6 protein-coding genes are annotated in these 11,578 nt (G+C 68.3%); 3 read left to right on the forward strand and 3 right to left on the reverse strand.

Annotated elements, in window-relative coordinates; genetic code table 11:
• Window positions 1-4: 4 nt before the first annotated feature.
• The gene (locus AC1KAT_RS04555) at window positions 5-448 is read right to left on the reverse strand and encodes an HIT family protein (RefSeq protein ID WP_480323233.1); all 444 of its coding nucleotides are present in this window, start codon (window positions 446-448) and stop codon (window positions 5-7) included.
• 16 nt (window positions 449-464) lie between these two features.
• A complete protein-coding gene (locus tag AC1KAT_RS04560; protein WP_480323235.1) occupies window positions 465-4,418 on the reverse strand; it encodes a DUF3683 domain-containing protein in 3,954 nt (1,317 codons plus the stop codon).
• Between the two features lie 152 nt (window positions 4,419-4,570).
• Between AC1KAT_RS04560 and ugpQ the strand changes: the two genes are divergently transcribed.
• A complete protein-coding gene (gene ugpQ / locus AC1KAT_RS04565; RefSeq protein ID WP_480323237.1) occupies window positions 4,571-5,320 on the forward strand; it encodes a glycerophosphodiester phosphodiesterase in 750 nt (249 codons plus the stop codon).
• A 15-nt stretch (window positions 5,321-5,335) separates the two neighbouring features.
• Here the strand turns inward: ugpQ and AC1KAT_RS04570 are convergent, their stop codons facing one another.
• Window positions 5,336-8,506 carry a hybrid sensor histidine kinase/response regulator gene (locus AC1KAT_RS04570; protein ID WP_480323239.1) on the reverse strand — a complete coding sequence of 1,057 codons (3,171 nt, stop codon included), beginning with the start codon at window positions 8,504-8,506 and terminating at the stop codon, window positions 5,336-5,338.
• Between the two features lie 178 nt (window positions 8,507-8,684).
• Between AC1KAT_RS04570 and ychF the strand changes: the two genes are divergently transcribed.
• Together ychF and AC1KAT_RS04580 are read left to right on the forward strand one after the other, a co-directional pair.
• The gene (ychF, locus tag AC1KAT_RS04575; protein ID WP_480323241.1) at window positions 8,685-9,779 is read left to right on the forward strand and encodes a redox-regulated ATPase YchF; all 1,095 of its coding nucleotides are present in this window, start codon (window positions 8,685-8,687) and stop codon (window positions 9,777-9,779) included.
• 110 nt (window positions 9,780-9,889) lie between these two features.
• Window positions 9,890-11,494 (forward strand): hypothetical protein, encoded by a 1,605-nt coding sequence (locus AC1KAT_RS04580; RefSeq protein WP_480323243.1) that lies wholly within the window; start codon window positions 9,890-9,892, stop codon window positions 11,492-11,494.
• Window positions 11,495-11,578 lie beyond the last annotated feature (84 nt).

Here is an 11,578-nt window from a genome sequence, read left to right on the forward strand (position 1 = left end):
GGTGTCAGTCCAGGGCGGGGGGCAGCACGGCGCGCACCGCATCGTCGAGTGCGTCGAGCGACACCGCCAGGCGGCTCGCGGCCGCGGGCGTCACCTCGCGTTGCCGCTGCCCCCAGACGGGTTGCGGAAAGTGGCTGTCCCAGTCGAAGCGGGCGATGACGTGCCAGTGCAGGTGCGCCACCATGTTGCCCAGCGAGGCAAGGTTGATCTTGGTGGGCGACAGGCGCTCGCGCAACACGGTCTCGACCCGTGCGACCACGTCGAGGCATTCGGCCCGCGAGGCCGGATCGAGGTCGGTGAACTCGGCGACGTGCGCGTTCCAGACCACACGGTAGAAGGCCGGGAAGTCGGCGTCCGCCACGCGGATGACACGCCAGCGCGCCGCGCTCGCCACCGGCACGCCGCCGATGCCGTGGCACAGCTCGCAGTCGTCGGCCTTCGTCGTCATGTCGGCTGCACGGCGCTCACACCAACACGCGTTCGATGCCGCCGTCGTTGGCGCGGGCCACGTACTCGGGCAACCAGTCTTTGCCGAGGATCTGGTTCGCCATCTCGACCACGATGTAGTCGGCTTCGAGCAGGCCGTTGTTGAGGTCGTTGCCGTAGCGCGAGAGGCCTTGCAGGCAGCTCGGACACGAGGTGAGGATCTTCACGTTGCCCTTCTCGGCCACAGCGCCCGCACCGCCCTCGGCGCCCTTCATCAGTTCGCGCAGCTTGCCTTCGTCCTTGCGCAGCTCTTCTTCCTTGCGGAAGCGCACCTGCGTCGAGATGTCCGGCCGCGTGACGCCCAGCGTGCCGCTCTCGCCGCAGCAGCGCTCGCTCTTGAGCACGTTGTCGCCGACCAGCGCCTTCACCGTCTTCATCGGCTCCTGCAGCTTCATCGGCGAGTGGCAGGGGTCGTGGTACAGGTAGCCGCCCGCGCCGCCGAGCTTGATGCCTTTTTCAAGCAGGAACTCGTGGATGTCGATGATCCGGCAGCCCGGGAAGATCTTGTCGAACTGGTAGCTCTGCAGTTGGTCGTAGCAGGTGCCGCAACTCACGACGACCGTCTTGATGTCGAGGTAGTTGAGCGTGTTGGCCACGCGGTGGAAGAGCACCCGGTTGTCGGTGATGATCTTCTCGGCCTTGTCGAACTGGCCGCTGCCCTTTTGCGGGTAGCCGCAGCACAGGTAGCCCGGCGGCAGCACGGTCTGCACCCCGGCGTGCCACAGCATCGCCTGCGTGGCCAAGCCGACCTGGGAGAACAGGCGCTCAGACCCGCAGCCCGGGAAGTAGAAGACCGCCTCGGTGTCGGCCGTCGTCGCCTTCGGGTTGCGGATGATCGGGACGTAGTCCTTGTCTTCGATGTCGAGCAACGCGCGCGCGGTCTTCTTCGGCAGGCCGCCCGGCATCTTCTTGTTGATGAAGTGGATGACCTGTTCTTTGATCGGCGCCGTGCCCACCGTGGCGCGCGGCGCGGCGGTCTGCTTCTTGGCCAGGCTGCGCAGCAGGTTGTTAGCGGTGCGCTGGGCCTTGAAGCCCACATCGACCATCGCCGTGCGCATCAGCTTGATGGTCTCGGGGTTGGTGGCGTTCAGGAAGAACATCGCCGCCTTGTTGCCCGGGCGGAAGCTCTTCTGCCCCATCTTGCGCAAGAGGTTGCGCATGTTCATCGACACGTCGCCGAAGTCGATGTTGACCGGGCACGGGTTCAGGCACTTGTGGCAAACGGTGCAGTGGTCGGCCACGTCTTCGAACTCTTGCCAGTGCTTGATGCTGACGCCACGGCGCGTCTGCTCTTCGTACAGGAAGGCCTCGACCAGCAACGAAGTCGCGAGGATCTTGTTGCGCGGGCTGTACAGCAGGTTGGCGCGCGGCACGTGCGTGGCGCACACCGGCTTGCACTTACCGCAGCGCAAGCAGTCTTTCATCGACGCGGCGATGTCGCCGATGTCGCTCTGCTGCATGATCAGCGACTCGTGCCCCATCAGGCCGAAGCTCGGCGTGTAGGCGTTGGTCAGGTCGGCCTTCAGCGAAACGCCGTCGAAGACGCTGTCGCGCAGCAGCTTGCCCTTGTTGAAGCGGCCTTCGGGATCCACCTTCTGCTTGTAGGCGGTGAAGTTGGCGATCTCGTCGTCGGTCAGGAATTCGAGCTTCGTGATGCCGATGCCGTGCTCGCCCGAGATCACGCCGTCGAGGCTGCGCGCGAGCTTCATGATGCGTGCGACCGCCTCATGCGCCGTCTGCAGCATCTCGTAGTTGTCGCTGTTGACCGGGATGTTGGTGTGCACGTTGCCGTCGCCGGCGTGCATGTGCAGCGCCACCCACACGCGGCCGCGCAGCACCTCTTTCTGGATGCGCTGACACTCGTCCACGATGGGCTTGAGCGCCGAGCCGGCGAAGATGGATTGCAGCTTCGCGCGGATCTGCGTCTTCCACGACGCGCGCAGCGTGTGGTCTTGCAGGTCTTCGAAGAAGCTGCGGCCGCCGGCTTGCGGCACGTCGAGGTTGTTGAGCCACTGCTGCCACAGGTCGCGCACCTCGCGCAGCAGCGCCAGGGCCTGCTGCACGCGGTCTTCGAGCAGTTCGGCCGAGGCGATCTCGCCCGCGTCGTCGCTCTTGCCCAGCGGCAGGTTGCCCTTCAAGAAGAAGTTCTCGAGCGCGTCCACCAGCGCCAGCTTGTTGCGCAGCGACAGCTCGATGTTGATGCGCTCGATGCCGTTGGTGTACTCGCCCATGCGTGGCAGCGGGATCACCACGTCTTCGTTCACCTTGAACGCGTTGGTGTGCTTGCTGATGGCCGCGGTGCGCTTGCGGTCGAGCCAGAACTTCTTGCGCGCGTCGGCGCTTACGGCCACGAAGCCTTCGCCCGCACGGCCATTGGCCAGGCGCACGACTTCGCTGGTGACGCGCGCGACCGCGTCGGGGTCGTCGCCGGCGATGTCGCCGATGAGCACCATCTTCGGCAGGCCGCCGCGTTTGCTCTTGGTGGCGTAGCCCACCGCCTTCAGGTAGCGGTCGTCGAGGTGTTCGAGGCCGGCCAGCAGGACGGGGGAGGGGCCACGCCCTTCCATGTCCACCCCGCCGCGCTTGGCCAGGTCGAACATGAAGTCCTTGATGTCCACGATCGACGGCACGGCGTCTTTCGCGTTGCCGAAGAACTCAAGGCACACCGTGCGCGTGTGGGCCGGCATCTTGTGCACGATCCAGCGGCAGCTGGTGATGAGCCCGTCGCAGCCTTCTTTCTGGATGCCCGGCAGGCCGGCGAGGAACTTGTCGGTGACGTCCTTGCCGAGGCCTTCTTTGCGGAAGACCCGGCCCGGGATGTCGAGCTGTTCGGTGCGTTCGAGTTTCTTGCCCGAGGCGTCGAAATACTTCAGTTCGAAGCGCGCCAACTCGACGTCATGGATCTTGCCGAGGTTGTGGTCGAGGCGCGTGACTTCGAGCCACTTGGCTTCGGGCGTGACCATGCGCCACGAGGCGAGGTTGTCGAGCGCCGTGCCCCACAGCACGGCTTTCTTGCCGCCGGCGTTCATGGCGACGTTGCCGCCCACGCACGAGGCCTCGGCCGAGGTCGGGTCCACCGCGAAGACGTGGCCGCCGCGCTCGGCGGCATCGGCCACGCGCTGCGTGACGACGCCGGCTTCGGTCCAAATGGTCGCCACCGGCCGGTCCAGGCCGGGCAGCTGGACCATCTCGACCTCGGTCATCGCTTCGAGCTTCTCGGTGTTGATGACGGCGCTGTTCCAGACCAGCGGCACGGCGCCGCCGGTGTAGCCGGTGCCGCCCCCACGCGGGATGATCGTCAGGCCGAGTTCAATGCAGTGCTTCACCAGCGCGGCCATCTCGGCCTCGGTGTCGGGCGTGAGCACGACGAAGGGGTACTCGACGCGCCAGTCGGTCGCGTCGGTCACGTGCGACACACGCGAGAGGCCGTCGAACTTGATGTTGTCCTTGGCGGTGTGGCGGCCCAGCAGCTTGGTGGTGCGGCGGCGCAACTCGGCCATGCGCTCGAACTGGTCGGCAAAGCTGTGAACCGCCGCCGTCGCAGCCTTCAGCAGTTCGCCCACCGACGCATCGCGTTCAGCGTCGGCGCCCGGCGTGCGGCGCGCCTGCACCTCGCCCAGGCGGTGGTGCAGCGCTTCGATCAGCAGCTTGCGGCGCTTGGGGTTGTCGAGCAGGTCGTCTTGCAGGTACGGGTTGCGCTGCACCACCCAGATGTCGCCCAGCACCTCGTAGAGCATGCGCGCCGAGCGGCCGGTCTGGCGCTCTTCGCGCAGGCGGCTCAGCAGTTCCCAGGCCCGCGAGCCGAGGATGCGGATGACGATCTCGCGGTCCGAGAACGAGGTGTAGTTGTAGGGGATCTCACGCAGCCGGGGTGCTGCATGCGCCGCTTCGACCGCGGCAGACATCTGGTTCAGGGGGATGGGTGCGTTCATGGACGTCAGGCGGAGCCGCCTGGGGGTGCACTTAGACGCGAATGGTAACGCAGGGCACCTCTTCGGCCGGGCCCGGCCCCTGGGTGCAGCGAGGGTTAACCCGAGAGCCGCGACCGCCCCGAGGTCCGAGGGGCTGGCCTACCCTTGCGGCCATGACACCCTGGCCCTACCCCTTCTGGATCGCCCACCGGGGCGCCGGCAAACTCGCCCCCGAAAACACCCTGGCGGCCTTTCGCGTGGGGGCGGGCCACGGCTACCGCGCCTTCGAGTGCGACGTGAAGCTCAGCCTCGACGGCCAGCCCTTCCTGCTGCACGACGCCGAACTCGACCGCACCGCCGGTGGCCGGGGCCTCGCCTCCAGCCATTCGTGGGACGCGCTCTCGCGGCTCGACGCCGGCGCCTGGCACAGCGCGGCCTACGCGGGCGAGCCCCTCCCCCGCCTGGAAGCCATCGCCCGCTTCTGCCGGGCCACGGGCTGCGCGCTCAACATCGAGATCAAGCCCACGCCGGGCCAAGAGACCGACACCGGCCGCGTCGTCGCCCACGAGGCCGCGCGCCTGTGGGCGGGTGCCGACGTGCCGCCGCTGCTCAGCTCGTTTCAGCCGGACGCCCTGGCGGCGGCGCAAGCCGCGGTGCCGGCCCTGCCCCGCGCGCTGCTGCTCGACGAGCTGCGCGAAGGCTGGGAAGACGAAGCCCGGCGCCTGGGCTGCGTGGCGGTGGTGTTCAACCGCCGGCTGGCCGACGCTGCGCGCATCGCCCGCCTGCATGCGGACGGCCTGCGCGTGCTGGCCTACACGGTCAACGAGCCGGCCGAGGCGCAGCGCCTGATCGCGGCCGGCATCGACGGGCTGATCACCGACGCGGTGGACCGCTTCCAGCCCGAGACACGCCCCCGCGCCTGACCGCCCGCGGCGCCTTCACATCGCCGGTGCGCGGGCCTCTTGCAGGCGGTCGCGCAGCGCCAGCACCTGGTCGCGGAAGGGCGGGAAGAGGCGCCCGAGCGCGGTGCCGTCGCCCTCGCGCAAGGCGGCTTCCAGCGCCTCGGCCTCTTTGGCCAAGGCCCGGGCGCGCATGTTGGCGGCCACACCCTTGAACCCGTGCACCACGGCCGCGAACTCGACCCAATCAGCGGCCGCCAGCGAGCGTTCGAGATCGGCCACGGCCTGGGTGCACTCGTGCTCCATGCGGTCGAGCAGCCGCGTCACCGCCGCCCGGTTGCCGTTCAAGGCGACCTCGAGTTCCGCCACATCCAGGCCGTCGATGGCCAGGGCACTGCCGCTGGCAGGCGGCTCGTCGTCGGCCCCGCCGGGTCGCGCGGCGACGGGCGCTGCGGCCGGCCGCAGCTTGAGCGAGCGAATGATCTGCACGACCACCCTGGGCTCCAGCGGCTTGGGGATGAAGCCGTTCATGCCGGCCTCGGCGCACAGCGCCCGTTCTTCGGCCATGACGCCGGCCGACATGGCCACGATGGGCAGCGAGAGCCCGTGCTCGCGGCGCAGGCGGCGCGTGGCTTCCAGGCCGTCCATCACCGGCATCTGCACGTCCATCAGCACGAGGTCGAAGGCCGCCGGGTGGCGAACCAACGCGTCGATCGCGGCCTGGCCATGGTCCACCGTCGAGACGAGCGCGCCCTCCGCCGAGAGCACGCCGCGTGCGACCTGCTGGTTGATGAAGTTGTCTTCGACCAGCAGGATGCGCAGCCCCTTCAGCCGATTGACCACACGCGCCGGCGCATAGCCGGGGCCCGCAGCGGGCAGGCCGGGGTGGCGCTTGGCCTGTGCCTCCATCACGGCGTCGAGGATCTTCGAGGGCGTCGCCGGCTTGCTGATGACGGCATCGATGACGTCAGCCCCGCCGGACTTCATCACCTGCTCGCGGCCGAAAGCAGTGACCATGATCACGATGGGCGGCTGCGCCATGCCTTCGATGGCTCGCACGGCGCGGCTGGTTTCCAGGCCGTCCATGCCGGGCATCTTCCAGTCGATCAGCAGCACGTCGAAGGCCTCGGCCTCGCGCTGGTGGCGATCGCTCAACTCGACGATGGCGGCAGCGCCGGACTCGACCTCGGTCGCATTCCAGCCCAGGCGATCGACGCTCTTGCTGACGAACTCGCGCGCCATCGGGTTGTCGTCCACCACCAGGGCCCGGCTGATCTGGCCCGGCAGCTTGGCAGCGGTGCGCTCCGGCTCGGCCGCAACGCGCATCGGCACCACGAACCAGAACCTGCTGCCCTGCCCTTCGGTGCTGTCCACGCCGATCTCGCCCTGCATCAGCTCGACCAGCCGCTTGCAGATGGCCAGGCCGAGCCCGGTGCCGCCAAAGCTGCGTGCCACCTGCGCATCGGCCTGCACGAATGGTGCGAACAGCTGCGCCGTCTTTTCGGGCGGGATGCCGACACCGCTGTCCTGCACCTCGAAGCGCACGCGCACCTGCGGTTCGGCCCCCGGCAGCTCGGCACAAGGCTCGCGCCGCACGTGCACCACCACCTCACCCTGCGCGGTGAACTTGATCGCGTTGCCGGTCAGGTTGATGAGGATCTGCAGCAGCCGGTGCGAGTCGCCGATGAGCTGCGACGGCACGTCGGGTTCGATGCCGACGATCAGCTCCAGGTCTTTCGGCGCCGCGTTGATCGACATGATCGACGCCAGGGTGTCGATCAGTCCGTGCAACGAAAACTCGGCCGTGGCCAGTTCGAGCTTGCCGGCCTCGACCTTCGAGTAGTCGAGGATGTCGTTGAGGATGCCCAGCAGCGTCTGCCCCGAGTTGCTGATGATGTCGAGGTACTCGCGCTGGGTGGGCGCCAGTGGCGTGGTGCTCAGCAGGTGCGCGATGCCCAGCACCGCGTTGAGCGGTGTGCGGATCTCGTGGCTCATGTTGGCGAGGAACACGCCCTTGGCCCGGCTGGCCGCCTCGGCGCGCAGCATGGCCTCTTGCATGAGCCGGCGCGATTCACGCAGTCGCCAGAACAGCAGCAAAACGACCGCGCCGACCAGCACGAAGGCCACCACCAGCACGTGCTGGCGCGCTTCGGTCAACGGCGCGAACGCTTCGTCGGCCGACAGCTCGGTGACCACGCCCAGGCCCAGCGTGTCGCTCCAGCGCCAGCCGCCCACCACCCGCACGCCGCGATGGTCGCGGTAGGGCTCCAGCGACTGGCCATCGCCCACCTGCAGTTGCCGCGCCGACTGCGTGAGCGGCAAGCCCTCGCGCGCGCCGTGCGTGGCCCCCGGCGCCGGGTCGAACAGGTTGTGCCCCGGGTCGCGGGCAAACAAGTAGCTGCGGCCACGGAAGGCCTCGCTGTGCAGACCGCTCTCGGCGAGGTCCATGTTGATCCACGCGCGGTCGGCATGCAGCCGGCCGAACTGGTCCACCAGGTAGCTGATGCCGGAAACCCCGAAGCGCGTGCCACCCTGTTGCGCGAGCAGGCTCGCGGGGTTCAGGCGCAGCAGAAAGTAGGCGGCGGGCGCATCGCCCTCGATGCGGATCGGCACGCCGACGAACAGCGTCATCGGCTTGTCGTCGAGCACCGCGCCGACGTTTTCGAGCGGCACGTCGGACTGCATCAACGGGCTCAGGGCCGCCCCCTTCAGCCGGATCGCACGCACGAACTCCGGTTCGTCCCAGGTGAGGTTGCGCATGCCGAGGTTGTCGTTGACCACCGAGGCGAGGTTGCGGCCCTCGGGCGAGACGATGAAGAAGCCCGGCGTGCCCTGCCGCCCCTGGTACTGGCCGAACTCGGCCCGCAAGGCAGCGAGTGCAGGCAGCTTGGCCAGTTCGGTGGCGGGAGCATTGCGGCGCGCCAGCAGTTCGCGCGTCAGCGCCTGCACGTCGCCACGCATCACCCAGGACTGGGCCTGGGCCACGCGGTCGCGCATCCAGCCTTCGAGCTGCCGACGCCCGGCGAGCTGCTCCTGCGCGAGAACAGTTTCGAGTTTGGCGAGGGTGCGGCGCTCGACCCATTCGAGGTAGCCCCAGCCGGTGGCGAGCAACAGCAGCACCGCCGCCGCTTCGAGCCCCCAGGCCGAGACCTTGTGCCGGACGATGGCAATCGAGTTCGAAGGTGTCACGTGCGGTGTGGGCGACGGCATGGCAAAGGTGCAGAGGCGAGGTCCAGCATAGCCCCGCCGCCCGGCTTCGCGCGCCAAGGCCACCCTGTCAAGGTTGACAGGCTGGGCGCCTCAAACCGGGTACCGCGTGGGGTCGGGCGGGCGCGTTGGGACGCTCTCCTAAAATCCCTCCTTTCCCCCGAACACGCGAAAGCCTGCCATGAGCCTCAAATGCGGCATCGTGGGCCTGCCCAATGTGGGCAAGTCCACCCTCTTCAACGCCCTGACGAAAGCGGGCATCGCCGCCGAGAACTACCCGTTCTGCACCATCGAGCCCAATGTGGGCGTGGTCGAACTGCCCGACCCGCGGCTCGCGCAGCTGTCGGCCATCGTCAAGCCCGAGCGCATCGTGCCGGCCATCGTCGAGTTCGTGGACATCGCCGGCCTCGTGGCCGGGGCCTCGAAGGGTGAAGGCCTGGGCAACCAGTTCCTCGCGCACATCCGCGAGACCGACGCCATCGTCAACGTGGTGCGCTGCTTCGACGACGAGAACGTGATCCACGTGGCCGGCAAGGTGGACCCGATCGCCGACATCGAGGTCATCCAGACCGAGCTGTGCCTGGCCGACCTGGCCACAGTCGAGAAGACGCTGCAGCGCTCGATCAAGGCCGCGAAGTCGGGCAACGACAAGGAGGCCGCCAAGCTGGTGGACGTGCTGCAAAAGTGCCAGGCGGCGCTCGACCAGGCCAAGCCCGTGCGCGGCATCGCGTTCAGCAAGGAAGAGCTGGTGGTGCTCAAGCCGCTGTGCCTGATCACGGCCAAGCCGGCGATGTTCGTCGGCAACGTCGATGAAGGCGGCTTCGAGAACAACCCCTACCTCGAACGACTGCGCGAATACGCCGCCGGCCAGAACGCCCCGGTGGTCGCCATCTGCGCCAAGACCGAGGCCGAACTCGCCGAGATGAGCGACGACGACCGGCTGCTCTTCCTGCAAGAGATGGGGCAGACGGAACCGGGCCTGAACCGGCTGATCCGCGCAGCCTTCAAGCTGCTGGGCCTGCAAACCTACTTCACCGCCGGCGTGAAGGAAGTGCGCGCCTGGACCATCCACATCGGCGACACCGCGCCGCAGGCGGCAGGTGTCATCCACACCGACTTCGAGCGCGGATTCATCCGCGCGCAGACCATCGGCTTCGACGACTTCATCGCCTACAAGGGCGAACAAGGCGCGAAAGACGCCGGCAAGATGCGCGCCGAAGGCAAGGAATACGTCGTGAAGGACGGCGACGTGCTGAACTTCCTGTTCAACGTCTGACCACTGGCAGCGCCACGCAGCCCACGCAAGAGGCTGCGGGCCCTGATCCGCCGCGTGCTGCCGTTCGGCCAGGCCGAACGCAGCGCGCCATGCTCAAGGGAGGGGTTCACATGAAGACCATCGTCCATGCGCGCCTGGCGCAGGCCCGCAATCACCTGAAGCGAGCGGTGGGCGCTTGCACCCTGGCGCTGGTGACCGGCTGTGGCGGCGGAGGCAGTGGCGACGACATCGCCCCCCCGCCTCAAGTACCGCAGGACACGCTCGAGGTGACCCATGAGTACGACGATGTCCAGAGCGGCACGATCACCCTGAACCTCTACGACCCGGCCACGCCATCGGCCGCGCGCTTGTCGATCGTTTCCGAGTGGCGCAGCTACGGCTTCGGCTTCGAAGCGACCGGGCGCCGGGCCAACGGCACGCCCAGCCGCTATGTGATGCGCCGGCTCTATCACCTGGACCAGGGCCAGCTGTTCGAAGTCAGCATGCGACGGGCCGACGTCACCCGCAGCCGCCGCATCTCATCGCTCACCAACGCTTGCGGCATCGAGGGCGCCTACGCCTTGGCGGCCGATGGCCATGCCGATTGGGTGCACGTGTCGATGGCCGGCGCCGATGGCAGTTGCGCCAGCACGCAGGACAACCTGCACGCCTTCGTCCGCAGCGGCTCCGCCGAGACGCAGGCACCGCTTCAGTTGCCGCTGGGCGTGTCGGTGGTCGAGCCGCTGTACGACGTCGCCAACCTGCGTTTGCTGCACTTCCTGATGCTGGACGCCTCGTCTGCGATCAACCGGCGGCTGCGCCTGTACAGCGCCGAACTGGCCGCAGGAGGCGAGGTGCCGACCGGCGGCTCGGTCTCGACGGCAGCATTCGCCTTCCCCGCGTCGGAGGCGACCGCCACCAACGCGCACTACCTCGAAGTCAACAGCACCCTGCGGCGCCTGACCTGGAACGACAGCGGCGCGGCGATCTCGGGCCCGCTGCACACGGTGTCCACGGTCAGCGGGACGCAAGCCCCGCTCGACGCGAGCCGCGCGCGCCATGACAACGGCGTGCTGTACTTTACGGACGGGCCGTCGGTCTACCGGCTGTCCGGCGCCACAAACTCGCAGCAGGTCGGCACGGTGCCGGCTTCATCACCCAGCAGCCTGAGCCTGGTCGGCCAGACCAACGACCAGCTGGTCGTGCTGCAGCGCGCCCACGACGGCACGAGCGGCATCTGGCGCATGCCCAAGGCCGGCGGCACGCCCGTGGCCGTGGCGCAGTCGGTCGAGTCGGCCACGATCGGCGATGCCTGGTGCGTGGCCAACGGTCGGGTCTACTACAGCACGTTCACCTTCGACACGCCCACTCGCGCCTGGTCGGTGCCGGTCATGGGTGGCAGCCCGGTGAATTACCTGCCCGATGGCGCGCAATACATCGGTGAAATCGACAGCGTCGGTGCGGGGGCCTTCACCGAGGGCGACGTTCGCTACCTGGTGTCGCTGAGCGCGGACGGGACCGTGCGTTCGCACGAATTCGACACCGGCACCACGCGGGCCATCGGCCGCGTCGCGGCGGGCCGCACCGACCTTTGGGGCTATGGCAGCGAGGGCATCGGCGGGCAGGGTGGCCGGCTCCTGCACGTCAGCGGCACACAGGGCCAAACCCTGCGAACCACCCACTGGTTCTCGCCGGGCCGAGAAAACTCGCTCGTGCCTTTGGGCCTGAATCCATAAGCCTCGCTTTCGTGACACCGCGGCGGCGCGCCAAAGGCGGTGCCGCGGTGTTGTACGCACGTCCAAATTGCCTTGCGGGCTCGA

The organism is Piscinibacter sp. PDB5-1 (assembly GCF_056676035.1).

Coding starts and splice junctions, on each gene's coding strand:
- AC1KAT_RS04560 (WP_480323235.1), bottom strand. CDS start 4,418: ATGAACGCACCCATCCCCCTGAACCAGATGTCTGCCGCGGTCGAAGCG.
- AC1KAT_RS04555 (WP_480323233.1), bottom strand. CDS start 448: ATGACGACGAAGGCCGACGACTGCGAGCTGTGCCACGGCATCGGCGGC.
- AC1KAT_RS04570 (WP_480323239.1), bottom strand. CDS start 8,506: ATGCCGTCGCCCACACCGCACGTGACACCTTCGAACTCGATTGCCATC.
- ugpQ (WP_480323237.1), top strand. CDS start 4,571: ATGACACCCTGGCCCTACCCCTTCTGGATCGCCCACCGGGGCGCCGGC.
- AC1KAT_RS04580 (WP_480323243.1), top strand. CDS start 9,890: ATGAAGACCATCGTCCATGCGCGCCTGGCGCAGGCCCGCAATCACCTG.
- ychF (WP_480323241.1), top strand. CDS start 8,685: ATGAGCCTCAAATGCGGCATCGTGGGCCTGCCCAATGTGGGCAAGTCC.